The 18,706-nt window shown below is 46.3% G+C and carries 22 protein-coding genes; 15 read left to right on the top strand and 7 right to left on the bottom strand.

Annotated elements, in window-relative coordinates; all coding sequences use genetic code 11:
• Positions 1-328: 328 nt before the first annotated feature.
• Entirely contained in the window at positions 329-646 is a 318-nt protein-coding gene (gene fliE, locus JK154_RS01030; RefSeq protein ID WP_211990628.1) for a flagellar hook-basal body complex protein FliE, read from the bottom strand.
• A 227-nt stretch (positions 647-873) separates the two neighbouring features.
• On the opposite strand from fliE, the gene fliF reads away from it, so the two are divergent.
• The 14 genes from fliF (at position 874) to rcsA (ending at position 12,347) form a co-directional block, all read left to right on the top strand.
• Positions 874-2,559, top strand: coding sequence for a flagellar basal-body MS-ring/collar protein FliF (gene fliF / locus JK154_RS01025; RefSeq protein WP_211990627.1), 1,686 nt, complete (start codon positions 874-876; stop codon positions 2,557-2,559).
• Entirely contained in the window at positions 2,556-3,548 is a 993-nt protein-coding gene (gene fliG / locus JK154_RS01020; RefSeq protein WP_211990626.1) for a flagellar motor switch protein FliG, read from the top strand. The genes fliF and fliG overlap by 4 nt, the downstream gene beginning before the upstream one ends.
• Positions 3,541-4,242: a flagellar assembly protein FliH gene (gene fliH, locus JK154_RS01015; RefSeq protein ID WP_211990625.1), complete on the top strand. Its 702-nt coding sequence runs from the start codon at positions 3,541-3,543 to the stop codon at positions 4,240-4,242. The genes fliG and fliH overlap by 8 nt, the downstream gene beginning before the upstream one ends.
• Positions 4,242-5,600, top strand: coding sequence for a flagellar protein export ATPase FliI (gene fliI, locus JK154_RS01010; protein ID WP_211990624.1), 1,359 nt, complete (start codon positions 4,242-4,244; stop codon positions 5,598-5,600). Before fliH ends, fliI begins: the two co-directional genes overlap by 1 nt.
• 12 nt (positions 5,601-5,612) lie before the next feature.
• A complete protein-coding gene (gene fliJ, locus JK154_RS01005; RefSeq protein WP_211990623.1) occupies positions 5,613-6,056 on the top strand; it encodes a flagellar export protein FliJ in 444 nt (147 codons plus the stop codon).
• Positions 6,053-7,210 carry a flagellar hook-length control protein FliK gene (locus JK154_RS01000; RefSeq protein ID WP_211990622.1) on the top strand — a complete coding sequence of 386 codons (1,158 nt, stop codon included), beginning with the start codon at positions 6,053-6,055 and terminating at the stop codon, positions 7,208-7,210. Before fliJ ends, JK154_RS01000 begins: the two co-directional genes overlap by 4 nt.
• A gap of 120 nt (positions 7,211-7,330) precedes the next feature.
• Positions 7,331-7,798: a flagellar basal body-associated protein FliL gene (fliL, locus tag JK154_RS00995; RefSeq protein ID WP_211990621.1), complete on the top strand. Its 468-nt coding sequence runs from the start codon at positions 7,331-7,333 to the stop codon at positions 7,796-7,798.
• 4 nt (positions 7,799-7,802) lie between these two features.
• Positions 7,803-8,807, top strand: coding sequence for a flagellar motor switch protein FliM (gene fliM / locus JK154_RS00990; RefSeq protein WP_211990620.1), 1,005 nt, complete (start codon positions 7,803-7,805; stop codon positions 8,805-8,807).
• Positions 8,804-9,220 carry a flagellar motor switch protein FliN gene (gene fliN, locus JK154_RS00985; RefSeq protein WP_211990619.1) on the top strand — a complete coding sequence of 139 codons (417 nt, stop codon included), beginning with the start codon at positions 8,804-8,806 and terminating at the stop codon, positions 9,218-9,220. Before fliM ends, fliN begins: the two co-directional genes overlap by 4 nt.
• Entirely contained in the window at positions 9,221-9,601 is a 381-nt protein-coding gene (gene fliO / locus JK154_RS00980) for a flagellar biosynthetic protein FliO (protein WP_211990618.1), read from the top strand.
• Entirely contained in the window at positions 9,601-10,341 is a 741-nt protein-coding gene (fliP, locus tag JK154_RS00975; RefSeq protein ID WP_211990617.1) for a flagellar type III secretion system pore protein FliP, read from the top strand. Before fliO ends, fliP begins: the two co-directional genes overlap by 1 nt.
• Positions 10,342-10,352: 11 nt before the next feature.
• A complete protein-coding gene (gene fliQ / locus JK154_RS00970; protein WP_211990616.1) occupies positions 10,353-10,622 on the top strand; it encodes a flagellar biosynthesis protein FliQ in 270 nt (89 codons plus the stop codon).
• The gene (gene fliR, locus JK154_RS00965; RefSeq protein WP_211990615.1) at positions 10,619-11,404 is read left to right on the top strand and encodes a flagellar biosynthetic protein FliR; all 786 of its coding nucleotides are present in this window, start codon (positions 10,619-10,621) and stop codon (positions 11,402-11,404) included. Before fliQ ends, fliR begins: the two co-directional genes overlap by 4 nt.
• A 319-nt stretch (positions 11,405-11,723) precedes the next feature.
• Positions 11,724-12,347: a transcriptional regulator RcsA gene (rcsA, locus tag JK154_RS00960; RefSeq protein ID WP_211990614.1), complete on the top strand. Its 624-nt coding sequence runs from the start codon at positions 11,724-11,726 to the stop codon at positions 12,345-12,347.
• 539 nt (positions 12,348-12,886) lie between these two features.
• On the opposite strand, the gene dsrB is transcribed toward rcsA, so the two are convergent.
• Entirely contained in the window at positions 12,887-13,075 is a 189-nt protein-coding gene (dsrB, locus tag JK154_RS00955) for a protein DsrB (protein ID WP_211990613.1), read from the bottom strand.
• Positions 13,076-13,857: 782 nt separating this feature from the next.
• On the opposite strand from dsrB, the gene yedA reads away from it, so the two are divergent.
• Complete coding sequence (yedA, locus tag JK154_RS00950) at positions 13,858-14,769, top strand: drug/metabolite exporter YedA (RefSeq protein ID WP_211990928.1); 912 nt, start codon at positions 13,858-13,860, stop codon at positions 14,767-14,769.
• Positions 14,770-14,787: 18 nt separating this feature from the next.
• Here yedA and vsr read toward each other — a convergent pair whose 3' ends face one another.
• The 5 genes from vsr to JK154_RS00925 form a co-directional block, all read right to left on the bottom strand.
• The gene (gene vsr, locus JK154_RS00945; protein WP_211990612.1) at positions 14,788-15,258 is read right to left on the bottom strand and encodes a DNA mismatch endonuclease Vsr; all 471 of its coding nucleotides are present in this window, start codon (positions 15,256-15,258) and stop codon (positions 14,788-14,790) included.
• A gap of 33 nt (positions 15,259-15,291) precedes the next feature.
• Positions 15,292-15,978, bottom strand: coding sequence for a phosphohydrolase (locus JK154_RS00940; protein WP_211990611.1), 687 nt, complete (start codon positions 15,976-15,978; stop codon positions 15,292-15,294).
• Positions 15,979-16,162: 184 nt separating this feature from the next.
• Positions 16,163-16,549: a hypothetical protein gene (locus tag JK154_RS00935; protein WP_211990610.1), complete on the bottom strand. Its 387-nt coding sequence runs from the start codon at positions 16,547-16,549 to the stop codon at positions 16,163-16,165.
• A 72-nt stretch (positions 16,550-16,621) separates the two neighbouring features.
• Positions 16,622-16,852: an acyl carrier protein gene (locus tag JK154_RS00930; RefSeq protein ID WP_211990609.1), complete on the bottom strand. Its 231-nt coding sequence runs from the start codon at positions 16,850-16,852 to the stop codon at positions 16,622-16,624.
• Positions 16,849-18,690 (bottom strand): hypothetical protein, encoded by a 1,842-nt coding sequence (locus JK154_RS00925; protein WP_211990608.1) that lies wholly within the window; start codon positions 18,688-18,690, stop codon positions 16,849-16,851. The genes JK154_RS00930 and JK154_RS00925 overlap by 4 nt, the downstream gene beginning before the upstream one ends.
• Between the last annotated feature and the right edge of the window lie 16 nt (positions 18,691-18,706).

Raw genomic sequence — 18,706 nt, 5'->3', positions numbered from 1 at the left:
TCGTGAGTGACAAGAGCAGAGACCGCTAGCAGTAATATTTCATCCACCACCGGACTGTCTCATTTTCACCATGAGAATTCCCTTCATTGGCAGAAGGATTTGAACACTCTTGCTGGATTAGCCCTTATGCAGTAAGGGAAAGACTGCCATGGCGGGGCCTTTGGGCATACGCGGGTGATACTTGCGAGTCATTGATAACCCATGGATGGCCGATAATCACCCTGAGCCACTGCCCACCACAGGTCGAAAAATAAACAGCTCTGTGCTACATACGTGCCCCGCTAAAGCCGCTATGCAGTCAGTATCTGTGTATCAGATACGTCACAATCTACACCTGCATATTCATCATCTCTTGATAGGCGCTCACCAGTTTATTACGCACCTGAACGCCCATAGCCAGAGAGACTGAAGATTTTTGCAGGTCAACCATCACGTCATTAAGCCCAATACCCGGGACACCAAGGGAAAACTTCTCGGCCTGAGCTTTCGCCACATTTGCTGTTTCGCTGATCCGGCCAAGTGCCGACTGAAGTTCACCGGCAAAATTCACGCCTCCGCTGGCGGCAGGCTGTGGTGTATTTTGTTGTGCCAGTGCAGCAGTCGCTTTGAGTTGTTGCAACACGCCTTCAATACCCTGGATGGCCATCTGGTTTCCCCTTTAAATTCATCCGGGGCAGATTAGCATGTTACCCGCAGAGTAAAGGCGCTAAATAGGCCTAAAAAACCGGGCTAATTCAGCCATAGAAATTCCCTAAAAAGAAAATAATGACCCTGCCATATTTTGGCATTTTTTGTTGTATTTGTTCTCCGGGAGCCTTTTGTGTTCACTCTTTATTCGAATGACTCTGTATCCACTACGCGACGAGGTGCTGAATGACGGCCGCGACACAGGCACAAACGCCGCAAAATAAGGCAACTGAGTGGTTAACTCGCCTACGCGCTAACCCGAAGATCCCTCTTATTGTCGCCTCGGCTGCTGCGGTTGCCATTGTTGTCGCCCTGGTTTTATGGGCCAAAACCCCTGATTATCGGGTGCTGTATAACAACCTTGCGGACCAGGATGGCGGGGCTATTGTCACGCAACTCACGCAAATGAATATTCCTTATCGCTATTCAGATAACGGTACCGCCATCATGGTACCTGCCGATAAGGTTTATGATTTACGCTTGCGCCTCGCCCAGCAAGGGTTGCCTAAAGGCGGCGCGGTTGGCTTTGAATTACTCGATAAAGAAAAATTTGGGATTAGCCAGTTTAGCGAGCAAGTGAATTACCAACGGGCATTGGAAGGGGAGCTGGCAAGAACGATTGAAACCCTGGGGCCAGTTAAACAGGCCCGAGTCCATTTAGCCATGCCAAAACCGACCCTGTTTGTTCGGGAACAAAAAGCCCCCTCCGCCTCAGTAACCTTAAATTTGGAGCCTGGTCGGGCGCTGGATGAAGGCCAGGTGAATGCGATTGTGCATATGGTTTCCAGCGCCGTTGCCGGTTTACCCCCGGGTAATGTCACGCTGGTTGATCAGGGCGGGCATTTGCTCACCAAGTCAGACACCTCCGGACGGGCGCTGAATGACAGCCAGTTAAATTATACCACTGACGTTGAAAGTCGTTTTCAGCACCGTATCGAATCCATTCTGGTCCCTATTGTCGGCAGTGGTAATGTCCATGCCCAGGTCACTGCGCAGATAGACTTTGCCAGCAAAGAGCAGACTGAAGAACAGTATCACCCTAATGGCACGCCGGAACAAAGCGCCATTCGCTCCCGTCAGTTAAACCAAAGTGAACAGTCTAACGGGCAGTTTCCCGGTGGCGTGCCTGGTGCGTTGTCTAATCAGCCTGCCCCGGCCAATACAGCCCCCATTACGCCGCCCGGGCAACCCAACCCTCAAGCTAATACGGGAAATAATCAAGCGGCAAGCACCACGAGTCAGACAGGGAGCAGCAATAACTCGCGGGATGAAACCACCAACTATGAGCTGGACAAGACGATACGTCATACTCGCCTGAATGTGGGTGATGTACAGCGTTTGTCCGTCGCTGTGGTGGTCAATTACCGCTCATTGGCTGACGGGAAGCCTGCGCCACTGAGCGATGAACAGTTAAAACAGATTGAGAGCCTGACACGGGAAGCCATGGGTTTCTCCCAGACCCGGGGCGATACCCTGAACGTGGTGAATTCACCCTTTACCGCCAGTGAGGATGAAACGCTCGACAGCTTACCGTTCTGGAAGTCTGCCGCATTTTTCGACTTATTAGTCTCAGCGGGTCGCTGGCTGATCGTGCTACTGGTTGCCTGGCTGTTATGGCGTAAAGTCATACGCCCACTCATGCTCCAGCGGGCGGAGACGATTAAACTGGCCAGCAATACTCAACAGGCCCGTAAAGCAGACGATGAACCCGCGGTTACGGTGAGCCTCAGCCGGGACGAACAATTGCAGCAGCGCAAAGTGAATCAACGCCTGAGTGCAGAAATCATGAGCCAGCGTGTTCGCGATATGTCCGACAGTGATCCTCGCGTCGTCGCACTGGTTATCCGTCAATGGATGAGTACTGAGATATGAGCATGAACGGAACCGAGAAAAGCGCCATTTTACTGATGACCATTGGCGAAGACCGGGCCGCAGAGGTGTTTAAACACCTTAATCCCCGTGAGGTGCAGCACCTGAGTACTGCAATGGCCAATATTCAGCAAATTTCTAATAAAGTTCTGACTGAGGTACTGGCGGAATTTGAACAGGAAGCAGAGCAGTTTGCCGCATTAAGTGTCAATGCCAATGAATATCTGCGCTCTGTGCTAATCAAAGCCCTTGGGGAAGAACGTGCATCCAGCCTGCTGGAAGATATCCTGGAGACACGTGATACCACCAGTGGTATCGAAACGCTGAACTTCATGGAGCCACAAAGTGCGGCGGATCTTATTCGTGATGAGCACCCACAGATTATTGCCACTATTTTGGTGCATTTAAAACGCAACCAGGCAGCGGATATCCTGGCTCTCTTTGATGAACGAGCCCGTAACGACATTATGCTGCGTATTGCCACCTTTGGCGGTGTACAGCCAGCCGCACTGGCGGAACTGACGGAAGTGCTGAACAGCTTGCTGGATGGTCAAAACCTTAAACGCAGCAAAATGGGTGGCGTAAGAACTGCCGCTGAAATTATTAACTTGATGAAAACCCAGCAAGAAGAAGCGGTTATTAGCGCAGTACGTGACTTTGATGGCGAACTGGCGCAGAAAATCATTGATGAAATGTTCTTGTTTGAAAACCTGGTTGGCGTGGACGACCGCAGTATTCAGCGCCTGCTGCAGGAAGTGGAGTCCGAATCGCTGCTGGTGGCACTAAAAGGGGCAGAACCGCCATTGCGCGAAAAATTCCTGCGCAATATGTCCCAGCGTGCGGCCGATATTCTGCGGGACGACCTGGCCAATCGCGGGCCGGTACGTTTGTCCCAAGTGGAAAACGAACAAAAAGCAATTTTGCTCATTGTTCGCCGCCTGGCCGAAACCGGCGAGATGGTAATCGGCACCAGCGAGGACACTTATGTCTGATTCGCAACCCTGGAAGCCCTGGATACCGGATGATCTCGCCTTCCCGACACCGGAATTTGAGCACCTTGAACCAGTTAGTGAGGATCCTGCCGCTGAGTCTCACAAACCCGATACGGAAGCCGAGACCACCCAGGCCCTGGCTCTGCTTCAGGCTCAGGCCCATGAACAAGGCGAACGCGCTGGTTTCGCCGCTGGTCATAAAGAGGGGCTGGAAGAAGGACGAAAAGCAGGATTCCAGCAAGGTATGGAACAAGGCCTGGCAGAAGCCAGGCAGCAGCAGGCACCTGTCCAGGCCCAAATGCAACAGCTGTTCAGTGAGTTCCAGTATACCCTGGATGCCCTGGACAGCGTTATCGCCTCCAGACTGATGCAAATGGCACTGGAAGCGGCGCGTCAGGTGATAGGCCAGGCTCCTGCTGTCGACAGTACCGCCTTGATTAAACAAATTCAGGGACTGCTGGCCCAGGAACCATTATTCAGCGGCAAACCTCAGTTACGGGTTCATCCCGATGACCTGCAACGTGTTGAAGATGTGCTGGGAGCCACCTTAAGCCTGCACGGCTGGCGGTTACGGGGAGATCCTTCCTTGCATCAGGGGGGGTGTAAAGTCTCTGCGGATGAGGGGGACCTGGATGCCAGCGTCGCGACACGCTGGCAAGAATTATGCCGTCTGGCTGCCCCTGGAGTACTGTGATGACAGCCCGACTGACTCGCTGGCTCGATACCCTCGATACTTTTGAAGCTCGAATGGCACAGTTGCCTGCTGTGCGACAGTATGGTCGCCTGACTCGGGCTACGGGACTGGTGCTGGAAGCCACCGGGCTCCAGCTCCCTTTAGGAGCCATCTGTATTATCGAACAGCAGGAACGGGATATCGAATGTGAAGTGGTCGGTTTTAATGGCCATAAACTGTTCCTTATGCCACTGGAAGAGGTTGAGGGGATCTTACCCGGGGCCCGGGTTTATGCCCGGGCGGCAATGATTAATGGTAAAGCCAGTGGGAAGCAATTGCCCTTGGGGCCTTGCTTATTGGGACGGGTACTGGATGGCAGTGGTCGTCCATTGGATAGTCTTCCCGCCCCTGATACCAGCATGCAGGGTTCATTAGGCTCAACGCCCTTTAACCCATTACAGCGAACGCCCATTGAGCATGTGCTGGACGTCGGTGTACGACCCATTAATGCCCTGCTGACTGTAGGTCGTGGTCAGCGAATGGGGCTTTTTGCTGGCTCCGGTGTTGGTAAAAGTGTGCTATTGGGCATGATGGCTCGTTATACGGAAGCCGATGTGATTGTCGTGGGCTTGATTGGTGAACGAGGCCGTGAAGTTAAAGACTTTATTGAGAATATCCTCGGGAGTGAGGGGCGTGCACGTTCAGTAGTGATTGCCGCACCGGCGGATGTCTCACCATTATTACGTATGCAGGGTGCGGCTTATGCCACACGTATAGCGGAAGATTTTCGTGATCGTGGCCAGCATGTTTTGCTGATCATGGACTCTCTGACACGTTATGCCATGGCGCAGCGTGAAATAGCACTGGCAATTGGTGAGCCCCCTGCCACGAAAGGCTATCCACCTTCTGTTTTTGCCAAATTGCCTGCACTGGTTGAACGGGCGGGTAATGGGACTGAAGGCGGAGGCTCCATTACCGCTTTTTATACCGTACTGACCGAGGGGGATGACCAGCAAGATCCGATTGCCGACTCTGCCCGTGCAATTCTTGATGGTCATATTGTGTTATCCCGTCGGTTAGCCGAAGCGGGGCACTACCCGGCGATTGATATTGAAGCCTCAATCAGCCGTGCCATGACGGCACTGATTAGCGATCAGCACTACGCCCGGGTCCGGCACTTCAAACAACTGCTTTCCAGTTATCAACGAAATCGGGATTTGGTGAGTGTCGGGGCTTATGCGAAAGGCAGTGATCCCACGCTGGATCAAGCTATTGCCCTGTGGCCTGCACTGGAGGCCTTCTTGCAGCAAGGTATCAATGAACGAGCAGGCTGGGAAGAGTCTCGCCAGGCGCTCGATATCCTCTTCCCAACGGCCTAACAGGAGGTCAGTATGGCCCAGCCTAACGCACTGGATACATTGAGTGAGCTTGCTTCAAAAGAAGTCGATAAGGCGGCCATCATGCTGGGGGATATGCGCCAGGGGTATCAGCAAGCAGAACAACAACTCGGCATGCTCATGAACTATCAAGACGAGTACCGTAGTGCCCTGAACAGTAGCCTGTCTCAAGGTATGGCCAATACCCGCTGGCATAACTACCAGCAGTTTATTCTGACACTGGAAAAAGCGATTGAGCAACATCGCCAGCAGCTCATGCAATGGAATCATAAGGTTGAACAGGCCCTGAATGTCTGGCGTGAAAAAAAGAAAAAACTCCAGGCCTGGCAAACATTGCAAGAGAGAAAAACGACGCAAGCCTTGCTTGCCGAAAACCGACTTGACCAGAAACAAATGGATGAGTACGCCCAGCGAGCCACTCTGAGGAAAGGCGAATGATAACACTGCCACAAATATCTCAACATAAGGCTGCAGATAAGTCAGGCACATCTGACCCCCTGGCCAATGACAGTGAAGGAACAGTCGAGGACTTTTCATTGCTGGTACAGCATGCTAAAGGAAGCACGACGCTTGATGTGGGGAAGGCTGTTCTGCTGCCTGAGGCAGCATCAGGCAAGACCTCAGTAAAAAGAGACGTTCTTTTAAAACAGGTTGCAGAACTGACTAATCCCTCCTCCCATTTAGCCCCTCAGGAAACACTGGCCGCCTTACTGGTCCCTGTCGGGAAGAGCAATTATGGTGGGACAAAAGAGCATCTCACCCCACTGGATAATGGTGATGCAGACAGCGGTACTGATTTACAAGCCATCAGTGCCTTATTAGCTATGCTGCCACAGCAACAACCCATTCAGGCATTGCCCACACCGTTAACGGGTAAAGCCGTTACCAGTAACCATACCCAGAATATAGCCGCAGCGGGTGGTGCTCCCCTCACCGTGCAATCCCATGAGGTGAGCAATGCCAGTCCCCCCCTTGCCAATAGCAGTGCCGCAGGCATTTCAGACAACGATGAAAAAATAAGTCCACGTGCTGGGGATGCCCATCTTTCCACCGGGGGGCATACACCGCCGTCGGTCAGTGCGGCACTCAGTAGCAGTACACCTGTTGTATCCACGGGTACGCCGATTGCGCCCCCTGCCACACCAATACTGAATTCCCAGCTGGGTAGCCAGGAGTGGCAACAACAGTTATCTCAGCAGGTGGTGTTATTTACCCGTCAGGGCGTGCAGCAGGCTGAACTACGCCTGCATCCTGAGCATCTAGGCAAGGTGGAGATCAATTTAAAACTTGATGATAATCAGCTGCAGCTGCAAATCATGTCACCCCATAATCATGTTCGTGCCGCGATTGAGGCCGCTATTCCGATGCTCCGTACCTCACTGAACGAAAGTGGGCTACAGCTAAGTCAGAGCCAGGTTGGTGGCGAAGGTTCCATGCACCAACAGCATACTGGAGAGCATGAGCAGCAAGGCGCCCGACAAAATGGCGTGTTCTCGCTTGATGCCCAGGATGACGAAGATATTCCATTAGCTGTCGGTGACACACTACTGAACCTGGCACAAGGTAAAGGTTCAGTGGATATCTTTGCCTGACAGCATTACTGATTAAACGCCAGAGGTAATGACAATAAATAGGTGTTTTCCGGGCTTTGACACTCACAAGACACGGGATAATTGTGTTACAGCTGTAACGATACAGGAATAAAGCGTTCAATGACTGATACCGCGTCAAAAAAAGGCCGCCTTCGCACTATATGGATGCCGTTATTGGTTCTGATTACCCTTGCTGCCTGCGCGAGCGCGGGCTATAGCTATTGGCGGTTGCAACAAGAGGCCTCAGGGGAACAAGTACAGAAACCACTCCCCCCTGCCGCACCCATTTTTTATGCGCTGGATACTTTCACCGTCAATCTGGGAGACGCTGATCGTGTTTTGTATATTGGGGTAACTTTACGGCTGCCAGATGAAGCAACACGCCAGCGCCTGAGCCAGTTCTTACCCGAAGTTCGCAGTCGTTTATTACTGCTATTTTCGCGTCAAAATGCCAATGTACTGGCAAGCGAAGACGGGAAACTGAAATTGATTAATGCGATAAAAACAACTCTGGCAACCCCACTGGTGGCTGGGAACAATCCACAGGTAGTCAGCGACGTGCTGTATACCGCCTTTATTTTGCGGTAACGTTATGGGCGACAGTATTCTTTCCCAAGCCGAAATTGATGCGCTGTTAAATGGCGACAGCGACAGCAACGAAATACCACTGGCGGGGCCGGTTAGCGACTCCAATATTCGGCCCTATGATCCGAATACACAGCGTCGTGTTATTCGTGAGCGGCTACAGGCCCTGGAAATTATTAACGAACGTTTTGCTCGTCAGTTTCGCATGGGGTTATTTAACTTGCTGCGCCGCAGCCCGGATATCACTGTGGGTGCGATTCGTATCCAGCCGTATCTGGAGTTTGCCCGTAACCTTCCGGTACCAACAAACCTGAATCTGATCCATCTTAAGCCGCTGCGTGGCACGGGGTTATTTGTGTTTTCCCCAAGCCTTGTGTTTATTGCTGTCGATAACTTATTTGGTGGCGATGGTCGTTTTCCTACAAAAGTTGAAGGCCGTGAGTTTACCCATACGGAGCAGCGGGTCATTAACCGCATGCTGAAACTGGCGCTGGAGTCCTACAGTGACGCATGGAAAGCGATTTATCCGCTGGATATCGAGTATGTCCGTTCAGAAATGCAAGTAAAGTTCACCAATATTACAACCTCACCGAATGACATTGTGGTCAATACCCCTTTCCATGTGGAAATTGGTAATCTGACTGGTGAGTTTAATATTTGTCTGCCATTCAGCATGATTGAACCCCTGCGGGAACTGTTGGTTAATCCACCGCTGGAAAACTCCCGTCAGGAAGACCAGAGTTGGCGGGATACTCTTGTACGTCAGGTTCAACACTCCGAACTGGAATTGATTGCCAACTTTGCCGACATCCCGTTGCGTTTATCGCAAATACTCAAACTGAAACCCGGTGATGTGTTACCCATCGATAAACCTGAACGCATTATTGCGCATGTGGATGGCGTGCCCGTACTGACAAGCCAGTACGGTACGATGAATGGTCAGTATGCCCTGCGTGTTGAACACTTGATCAACCCGATATTGAATTCGCTGAACGAGGAACAGCCCAAATGAGTGACATTAATCAACCGTCCAATGAACACACTGAATCAGCGGACGACCTGTGGGCTGATGCTTTGAACGAACAAAAAGTCGCCAGTAAGAGTAGTAGCACTACTGACAATGTTTTTCGTGCTCTGGAGGACAGCAGTGTCGCCGGCAACCTGCAAGATATTGACTTGATCATGGATATTCCGGTCAAGCTTACTGTAGAGCTAGGCCGTACCCGTATGACAATTAAAGAGCTGTTACGCCTGACGCAGGGTTCTGTTGTTGCCCTGGATGGCCTGGCAGGGGAACCCCTGGATATACTGATTAATGGGTATTTAATCGCGCAAGGGGAAGTCGTGGTGGTGGCAGACAAATACGGTGTGCGTATTACTGACATTATCACACCTTCAGAGCGTATGCGTCGCCTGAGCCGTTAAATGAAAACCCAGTCAATTGTGCCTTCCGTTCCCACTCATACCGACTCCCCGTTAATTTCGGTGAGTGCCGCCCTGGGGGGGATCGTCATATTGATTTTATTGGTGGCCTGGATTGCCAGGCGCTTTGGTTTTACTGGCGTTAATACCTCCGGTAAAAAAACCTTGCAGGTCTCGGCAAGTGTCAATCTGGGGCCACGGGAACGGGTTGTTATTGTTGATATTGAGGATGCCCGATTAGTTCTCGGTGTCACCACATCACAAATAACACACCTTCATACCCTGCCCCCCGGGCCATTAAATGAGCCACCTTCGTCGAAAAACAGCAGTGCCGACTTCCAGAATATGATGAAAAACTTGCTAAAGCGGAATGGGAAAGCGTAATGATATCGGGATTAATACGCACATTAACTTTGTTACTCCTGATAATGCCTGCGGCTTCATTTGCCCAATTACCCGGCCTGATTAGCCATCCCTTAGCAAATGGTGGTCAAAGCTGGTCATTACCGGTACAAACACTGGTATTTATTACCTCATTAACTTTTATTCCAGCCATCTTACTGATGATGACCAGCTTCACGCGGATAATCATCGTATTTGGTTTACTCCGCAATGCATTAGGTACCCCATCCGCACCACCAAACCAAGTGCTAATCGGCCTGTCGCTATTTCTCACTTTTTTCATCATGTCACCCGTGTTTGATAAAATTTATAGTGACGCCTATAAACCCTTCAGTGAAGATAAAATCAGTCTGGAAACCGCGCTGGATAACGGTTCACAACCTCTGCGTGAATTTATGTTACGGCAAACGCGGGAAGCCGACTTAGCGCTCTTTGCCCGACTGGCTAATACCGGCCCCTTGCAAGGCCCGGAAGCAGTGCCAATGCGAATTCTGTTACCGGCCTATGTCACCAGTGAATTAAAAACCGCATTCCAGATAGGTTTTACTGTATTTATTCCATTTTTAATTATCGACCTGGTTATCGCCAGTGTTCTTATGTCTCTGGGCATGATGATGGTGCCTCCGGCAACCATTGCGTTACCGTTTAAGTTAATGCTTTTTGTACTGGTGGATGGCTGGCAGCTGCTGGTCGGCTCTTTAGCGCAAAGTTTTTATAGTTAGGGGGAAATAACATGACACCAGAATCGGTAATGATGATGGGCACAGAAGCAATGACCGTTGCCCTGGCCCTGGCAGCACCGTTGTTATTAGTTGCATTAATCAGTGGGCTCGTCATCAGTTTATTGCAGGCAGCAACCCAAATAAACGAAATGACACTGTCATTTATTCCAAAAATTCTGGCTGTATTTACCACCATCGTTATTGCAGGACCATGGATGCTAAATCTGTTGCTTGATTATATGCGTACGCTACTGACTAATTTGCCCTACATCATTGGATGATACAGATAGACAGTAACCAGTGGCTAACCTGGTTAAATGACTACTTTTGGCCGCTACTCCGTGTACTGGCCTTAATAATGACAGCACCGATTCTCAGCGAGCGTAGCATCCCTAAGCGCGTCAAAGTCGCTTTAGGAATTATCATTACTGTGATTATCACCCCATCTCTGCCCGCAACACAGATCACTATTTTCTCCGCCAGTGGTTTCTGGGTAGCCCTGCTGCAAATATTAATCGGTGTTGCATTGGGTTTTACAATGCAGTTCGCCTTCGCCGCAGTACGTACAGCGGGTGAAATTGTCGGTCTCCAGATGGGACTTTCCTTTGCGACTTTCTTCGACCCGGGCAGTCGCCTGAATATGCCGGTTCTGGCCAGGTTTCTTGATTTGCTGGCATTACTGCTATTTTTGACATTCAATGGCCATCTGTGGCTGATCTCTTTATTGGTTGATACTTTCCATACTCTGCCCGTCAGTGAAATGGCAATCAATAGCCAGGCCTTTATGACACTGACTCGCTCTGCTGGTTTAATCTTTATTAATGGTCTGATGCTCGCATTGCCCATGATAACGCTGTTGCTTACCCTGAATATCGCGCTTGGTATGCTAAACCGTATGTCACCACAACTGTCTGTTTTTGTTATCGGTTTTCCCGTTACGCTGGCCGTTGGCATGCTGGTTTTTGCGGCGATGATGCCGTTGATTGCCCCTTTCGTCGAACACTTATTCAGTACCGTATTTGATCTTTTAGCCAATATAGTGAGAGAACTTCCGGCACCTTAAATGATCAAACCCCGCATAAAGGTTCCACTTAATACTCATTGGCGTTTAAAAGTAACTTATAAATATCATTTTATCTAAAGTCCCCCCTGCAAGTTTTCTCTTTTTTTGATAGGTGTTTGCTGCGAAAACTCCTGAAAAAACACAATCTGCTTTACAGAATAGTGTTTTCACTTTTTACTAATCAAACGTAAGGGCGAAGAGTAAATTTCACCACAGGATGTATATCGTATATTACACCATACTCACATTTATAATTTCATTCAGAAAATACAGTGTGTTGGTTTATAGCAATAATAAGTAATATTGAATTGGGGTTGTTATGTCAACTGTCATCATGGACTCGTGTAGTTATACCAAGCTGGGGCTTACCTCTTACTTAGTCAGTCGTGGAATAAATATCAATAATGTTTCCACTGCAAGAACAGCAGCAGAACTGGCAGATATCTGCCAGGCATTAGAACCACATGTCGTATTTATTAATGAAGACTGCTTCATCCATAATGAAGAACACAGTTATCAAATGAAAAATACCATTAACTTACATGCAAAAACCCTCTTTCTGGTTTTTATGGCAATTGCTAACGCAAGTTTTGGAGCCTACCTGCGAGTAAAAAATAATTTATTAATCAGCTCAAAATCGATTAAACCAGAGTTCCTGGACAGGATTCTGGAAGGTTACCTCAAAAGGAATATGCAATGCGTTACCGATATTAATCTACCGCTGCTAACCCTCAGCCGCACAGAATACAGTATACTCAAGCTATGGATGGCTGGACAGGATACAATGAAAATATCAGAACAAATGAAAGTTAAGCCTAAAACAGTTTCTTCCCATAAAGGAAACATAAAACGAAAAATAAAAACGCATAATAAAAAGGTTATTTTTCATGTGACACGACTGACCGATAATGTGACTAATGGTATCGTTGTCAATTTCTGTTAATCTCAACTCTGGTTTTTAGCAAACATACTGCCCTTCGTCATCACTCAGACAATCCATAATAAATAATATACAATTCGCTGAATCATTTAATGCTAACTATGAAAAAATAGTTAAGTTGAACAAAGCGTAGTGAATAGATGCTGTTAAGGTGAAGTGGGCAGTATGTTTGTCATGGCTGTCATTTGCGTTTTTTCACATACCCATATGTGAAAACATAAAAAACCATGCCGTATATTTTTCACTCACTATTTGCAAAATAAATAAGCATTTTTACAAAGGTTATGCCCCCTTTCAAAAAAACTATCGTACGGGTACGGGTTTAAGCACTTAGTCACACTATTGTCAACAGTGAATACATTCCCGGATAGCATTTACATTCCGAATAGAGCTGTTAAATATTCTTATAGATGACGGAAAACTCAAAATAAGAAAATCACAGCCACAATATTTACTGCCATTGAAAATGCAGGGCTGTCGTCCGTAAAAGTACTGCATGACGGTAATTCCCCCCATAAGAAAGGGGGATTCTGTTTAGCGTACTACTCTCCCTTTTCAACAAAAATACCATCAGGGTGCCCTTCTTCATTAAAGAACCATACGCCTAACGGATAATCTTCAAGTGAGACCAGATACATAGTTCCTTCATTAAACGGCTCGATAGCCATGACGGTCCCCGAACGACGTGGGCCTCCATCCGTCTTTACCGTTACACGATCATTAATTTTCATATTTTCCCCACTGTTGTGCCTGCTATGCAGATACGATTTAACAGGATAATAAGCCTGCCTGGCCATGGTATCAGCTTGCCTGTTTGTTAAGCCAGCCCTCATGAAGGACAGAAGTAAAAATCATTATTGGTATCATTAAGATCCACTATCACTGGATACATTTGGGGAAACAAAAGCACACTATCTTTGCATAAAAAGAGTCATAAAAATGGTGGTTCAGGCGAAACCTGAGTATAAAAAAACCCGACTGTAAAGCCGGGCAAATATACAATAACAAGAAACAATTGAAATCATTACACTAGAAAATCTAGTACAGCTTCACCTTATCGTTATTCTTCCTGAACACAAGGATATTTTTCACTAAAATGAGAATTATTATCATTTATTTTATGAGAGAAAATTAGTTTAAAATGTTAAAAATCAAAATGTTAAATGAAATCTCGATTCTGAACAGAGGGCATAACTCATCTGAAGAATATATTTTCTTACCCTTTGTTTAAAATTTTCGTCGCAAGACAGAAAATATAAGCTTTTGTTCGCTTCGCGCAACAATCCTGTTTCTGTTGTCAGCCCTGTCAGTGGCATGACGGATTCACGATTTACGCTGATATATCTTTACTTTTACCTCATCTTAAAAGCCATCTAAAGCAGTCTGTTACGCAAGCCGGATCTCTTTTGTCAACATAAATTAACAATAAAATAACAACTAAAATGCTCGCTATCTCTATCCTTTTAGCGTTTACTAACTGGCAATAAATGAATCATCACGAGGGTGTATGCACCTGCGCTCTGCTCAATTTTTACCCCTGATTGCGGCACTTTTTACTCTGTACATCATTTGGGGCTCCACATACTTCGCCATTGCGGTTGGTGTACAAAGCTGGCCACCTCTACTTATGGCAGGGATCAGATTCATCTGCGCCGGGATAATTTTAATGACGGTGCTGTTGCTAAGAGGGCATAAATTGCCACCACTGCGCCCTCTGTTAAATGCCGCTCTGATCGGTGTTTTATTACTGGCAGTTGGTAATGGTTTTGTCACTGTTGCTGAACATCAGCATGTACCCTCTGGTATTGCGGCGGTCATGGTCGCCACAGTTCCATTATTCACTCTTTGCTTTAGCCGCTTTTTTGGTATTAAAACTCGGAAACTAGAATGGCTTGGGATCGCTATTGGTCTTGCCGGCATTGTCTTGCTTAATAGCGGTGGCAATTTGAATGGTAACCCTTGGGGCGCCTTGCTGATCCTAATGGGTTCCATTAGCTGGGCATTCGGGTCTGTTTATGGTTCTCGAATTGAATTACCAAAAGGATTGATGGCAGGTGCTATTGAAATGCTCGCTGCCGGTCTTGTTCTCCTTATAGCAGCCCTACTCACAGGGGAAAAACTGACCTCGATGCCAAGTACTGCAGGTTTGTTAGCCGTCGCCTATTTGATTGTTTTTGGTTCCATTATTGCAATCAGCGCTTATATGTATCTCATTCGCAATGTCTCGCCAGCAATTGCTACCAGCTATGCCTATGTTAACCCGGTTGTTGCCGTTTTATTAGGTACGGGGTTCGGTGGTGAAAACCTGTCACTTACTGAGTGGCTGGCATTAGGGATAATTATCTTTGCAGTGGTTCTGGTGACGCTAGGAAAATATTTGTTCCCGATGAATAATTCAGCTACCCCAGTGCAGATTTCCGAATAGCGGTATACATAGTTTCTGTTACTTTATTTGGTGTATGCCAGATGTGTCTATCTGGGCATGGCATACACCAGAGAAAACCCACTCTTCCAAACGTTCAACTAACGCCAGATCAGTCAATTTTTTCTTACCGCGTAAAGCGCACTCCCAAACGACTAAGACTCTCCAGCCAGAGGCTAGCAAGATATTGATATTTCTTCGGTCACGATTCACGTTTTGGGCTATTTTTTTTAACCAAAATTCCCGGTGAGTATTTGGCATTCTGAACAGATGGCACTCATGATGATGCCAAAAACACCCATGTGTAAAAATAATACACTTTTGAGCATCAATGACAAAATCGGGCGTGCCTGCAAGTGAGGTATCTTGATCATGAAATTGAATACCTGATTCAGTCAGAAGTCTCGCCAGCTGGATTTCAATAGCAGTATGCCTGGTAGCGATAGCACGCATATTTTTACTTCGTATTTCTTTGCTATGTACATCTGCCATATGCCCACCAGTAAGCTAAACACCGCTACAATACTAAGAGAATCGCTGGAGTACTTTTTCATCTGTACTTAAATAATCCCCTGATAATTCCGCACATAACTTAGCCATAAACTGCACCAAGTAATGGGCATTATATTCAGCCAGGGACTTACCCGCTTCAGTTTGCATCGTCGCGGGTAACTTCAGAAGTTTATTCTGGAAATGGTCCAAAGCATACAGGCTATCATCAAGTGCTCTGTTTTCAGCTAAAGGATCTGCACTGTCAAACAGAGGCCTGCCAAGTGCCCCGGACACATAAAATACACGAGCCAAACCTATAGCCCCCAATGACTCCAGTCTATCTGCATCCTGGACTATTTTTGCTTCCAGTGTTTCCGGCACGATACCAGCACTAAAACTGTGCGCACGAACCGCATGAGCAACGTCTGCATAATATTCATCAGGGAAGTCGGGGAAAAAGGTGCCCAGAATACGTATAGCCTCTTCCGCAGCAAGACTGGATGCCTGCTTACGGTTAGGGCTATCCTTAGGTAAATTAACAATATCATGAAAATAACATGCAGCTATAACAACTAAACCATTAGCATTCGTGTTGCTCATTAGGTGTTGTGCGGTCTTCCAGACACGCTGCAAATGAGCAATATCATGAGCACTGTCATCATGACACCAATGTTCTTGTAAATATTGTTCAAATCGTTTTTGCCATTGCAATAATGACATAGTCATACCTCCCATGTTGCGCTTGGTGATGTTTCAGAAAGATGTACACTCACGCATAATTTTCTCATTTTAACAGACCTATCGTTAAGATAAGAATTATAACGTCCATGATGTGTTACACGTCCATTTCGTGACTATTTTAAAAAGGCCAACGTTAATTGGCCTTCAGTTGTGTTAATTTTGATTAAGCATGAGCGCGCTGCTTAAACATAGCACCTAACTGAGCATGCATCTCTGTCTTTAACTTATGAAATTCTGCCTGCCGAGATGTGCGAGAAACGTTATCTTCATATATTTTCGTATCCTTTTCTTCAATCGCTACTGATGGCACTGACTCGAAGTGAATATTGGATTTTGGGTCATGATTAAAATGGTTTGATCCTTTTGAAAAAGAAAACAATTTAACCAGACACTTAAATGAATTTGATACTGATTTTAGCAGTGAAAGAAAACCACTTTTAATTTTATTAACTATCGAATCAGTTGTTTTAATACTCTCATTGACTAAATGAGTCCCCAGTTTCATCAGGTTTTGATTGTTATTGTAACCCGCTGTAAATACACCATGCATAATAGATATCCTTTTCTTAGTGGTCATGCTCTTTAAAAAATACGTTCCCTAGTCCATAGGTCTAAAGTGTTCTTATTTTACAATCATCTGTGAAATTCGCTCTACAGTTAAAGCATCTGTTAATTGAGATTCACTTATTTTTACTCCAAATTCTTCCAAACGAATAAGAAACTCAATGAGCTCCACAGAATCCATGGCAAGTTTCGTAATCAGGCTATCATTCGGGTTTATATCATTAACAGGCGTACCATTAACTTCAAAAATGATATTCTTTATAACAGATAAAGCTTCTTCGTTGTTCATACACCAGTCACCAAATTATCAACTATTTGCAATTCATCAATATCTTTAGTTGACTCAGAAAGATTTACTTTTTCCTGTATTTGTGCCGAATGTCGACTAAATGGATCGATTGTTCTGTTTGTTGTATATAGCGGTTTTTGTTGCGCTACCGTTTTAATTTTACTGCTTACTTTCCGCCGTAGCTGAACACCTTCATCAGAGGTAGACGCTGGTACTGATATTTTCGTTTCTGAGAAACGCCTGGTGGTTTCTGAATATTTTCCACTAGAGAAGTGCTGAATATTTTCTCCCTGTTGAGCATTCAGTTGTTCAAACTTTTTAACAAGCGCTTGCACTTTTCCACGGCTACTTACAGGAACTTGAATCGATTGATTGTCAAAATTAACTTGCTCTCTCTGTACAGAAGATAGAGCATTATTCTTGGTTAAGAGGCCATCAGTATCAATCAAATCGGATAAAGCCCGGGCAACATCTTTGGCCGCATTGTGTAACGTTTTCCCACCATCATTTAATATGTCCGGTGTAGAGAAAAAGCCATCCACAGTATTTATTCTCTGATTATACTGAATTTTATTCAATACACTCGTATCATCGGCTCTTGCAGGTGAATCTATTCTCACACGCTCTGATAGAAGATTGACAGTTTCCCTCTGTGAATGACCATCCATCATTGATGGTTTTGAAATAGCAGTATGTTCTGTTGCAAATTGAGGCTCTGGTAATGATATGAATGACTCACCAGCCTGCATTGCAACAATTGGTTCTAATTTATGCGTATATGCCTGTAGAGGTTCAACATTCATAATATACTCAGAAAATTTATCCTGCCCACCATTTTGAATTCGTCCCCAGAGCAGATCCATAAACTGCTTGGATAGCTGGGTTCTCTGCTCTGGCGTTAATTGCTCGGCTGAGGTGTTTAACAAAGCAATACCGTAGTCCATGAGGGATGCGGCATGAGGCTCACCAGACTGACCAGTTACCATCGAGTTACCATTACCACCATAAGCAGTATTATTTATGATGACAGGAGCCTGCCCACTACCTGCCGGTGGAAATATCTCAGTCGTCTTCGAACGTGGCATATCGCTTCCAGATAAGTCTGGCGTTCCACTCTGGAGATTATCCGGCAATGTCGGGCCTGCAAGGGGGGATTTGGCAACATAGTCATGAAACCTTAATGTCTTTGATAATGCTGCACAACTGTCTTTAAAATACGTTCCAGAGCATATAAGAGACGTCCATGTTTGCCCGGACTCAGTTAGCTCTTTAATTTGTTTATCAATAACCTCCATGCATGCCATTGCACTGGGGGTAAAAATATCATCATCAGTGACAGAAGCTTCATGCACATTGTGATGATAACTCCAGGCGATACGACAATGCTGTATATAATCGGAGACATGTTTTTCAAAAGCAGCTTTGCCATATTTAGCAAAGAGATAACTCAGTTCTTTGGCCACTTTATTATCATTTTCAAAATGCGTATGTACTTTTTCAAACTCCCGAAAGACTCGATCAAACTTATCTTGATCTTCTGGTTTAGCATCTTTATAGATAATGCCCAATAACCCCTTCACTGCTTCAGCTTCCCAGCCTTGTCCAGTAGACCTAACCGAATCAGGTAGCCCTTCCGCTGCCATACTATTAAAAAGGTTATATGCAATACTGGTCTGCCCGGATAATTTCTTGAACTCATTTGCTGCATTGAGTGTATCGACATTATCAATTGAAGAAGAAAAATGACTCGATGAGGTCTTGCTTTGTTTGTTGATAGCCAGAGGTCTATTTAAAAGAGTAGAAACATTGTTTCTATTAGCTGACATTATAGTTGACATTTTTATCCCGCATATA

The sequence above is a fragment of the Citrobacter sp. JGM124 genome, assembly GCF_018257795.1.
GTDB lineage: Bacteria > Pseudomonadota > Gammaproteobacteria > Enterobacterales > Enterobacteriaceae > JGM124.
Note: the sequence above shows the minus strand (reverse complement) of the source record. Positions and strands in the feature narration are given on the sequence as shown.

Bases quoted from the DNA above. Each gene is read 5' to 3' on its own strand.
- fliG (WP_211990626.1), top strand. From the start codon at position 2,556: ATGAGCATGAACGGAACCGAGAAAAGCGCCATTTTACTGATGACCATT.
- vsr (WP_211990612.1), bottom strand. From the start codon at position 15,258: ATGGCAGATGTACATAGCAAAGAAATACGAAGTAAAAATATGCGTGCT.
- fliP (WP_211990617.1), top strand. From the start codon at position 9,601: ATGATATCGGGATTAATACGCACATTAACTTTGTTACTCCTGATAATG.
- rcsA (WP_211990614.1), top strand. From the start codon at position 11,724: ATGTCAACTGTCATCATGGACTCGTGTAGTTATACCAAGCTGGGGCTT.
- fliO (WP_211990618.1), top strand. From the start codon at position 9,221: ATGAAAACCCAGTCAATTGTGCCTTCCGTTCCCACTCATACCGACTCC.
- JK154_RS00930 (WP_211990609.1), bottom strand. From the start codon at position 16,852: ATGAACAACGAAGAAGCTTTATCTGTTATAAAGAATATCATTTTTGAA.
- fliR (WP_211990615.1), top strand. From the start codon at position 10,619: ATGATACAGATAGACAGTAACCAGTGGCTAACCTGGTTAAATGACTAC.
- fliF (WP_211990627.1), top strand. From the start codon at position 874: ATGACGGCCGCGACACAGGCACAAACGCCGCAAAATAAGGCAACTGAG.
- fliM (WP_211990620.1), top strand. From the start codon at position 7,803: ATGGGCGACAGTATTCTTTCCCAAGCCGAAATTGATGCGCTGTTAAAT.
- JK154_RS00925 (WP_211990608.1), bottom strand. From the start codon at position 18,690: ATGTCAACTATAATGTCAGCTAATAGAAACAATGTTTCTACTCTTTTA.
- fliN (WP_211990619.1), top strand. From the start codon at position 8,804: ATGAGTGACATTAATCAACCGTCCAATGAACACACTGAATCAGCGGAC.
- JK154_RS01000 (WP_211990622.1), top strand. From the start codon at position 6,053: ATGATAACACTGCCACAAATATCTCAACATAAGGCTGCAGATAAGTCA.
- fliE (WP_211990628.1), bottom strand. From the start codon at position 646: ATGGCCATCCAGGGTATTGAAGGCGTGTTGCAACAACTCAAAGCGACT.
- fliQ (WP_211990616.1), top strand. From the start codon at position 10,353: ATGACACCAGAATCGGTAATGATGATGGGCACAGAAGCAATGACCGTT.
- fliH (WP_211990625.1), top strand. From the start codon at position 3,541: ATGTCTGATTCGCAACCCTGGAAGCCCTGGATACCGGATGATCTCGCC.
- JK154_RS00940 (WP_211990611.1), bottom strand. From the start codon at position 15,978: ATGTCATTATTGCAATGGCAAAAACGATTTGAACAATATTTACAAGAA.
- fliL (WP_211990621.1), top strand. From the start codon at position 7,331: ATGACTGATACCGCGTCAAAAAAAGGCCGCCTTCGCACTATATGGATG.
- fliI (WP_211990624.1), top strand. From the start codon at position 4,242: ATGACAGCCCGACTGACTCGCTGGCTCGATACCCTCGATACTTTTGAA.
- JK154_RS00935 (WP_211990610.1), bottom strand. From the start codon at position 16,549: ATGCATGGTGTATTTACAGCGGGTTACAATAACAATCAAAACCTGATG.
- dsrB (WP_211990613.1), bottom strand. From the start codon at position 13,075: ATGAAAATTAATGATCGTGTAACGGTAAAGACGGATGGAGGCCCACGT.
- fliJ (WP_211990623.1), top strand. From the start codon at position 5,613: ATGGCCCAGCCTAACGCACTGGATACATTGAGTGAGCTTGCTTCAAAA.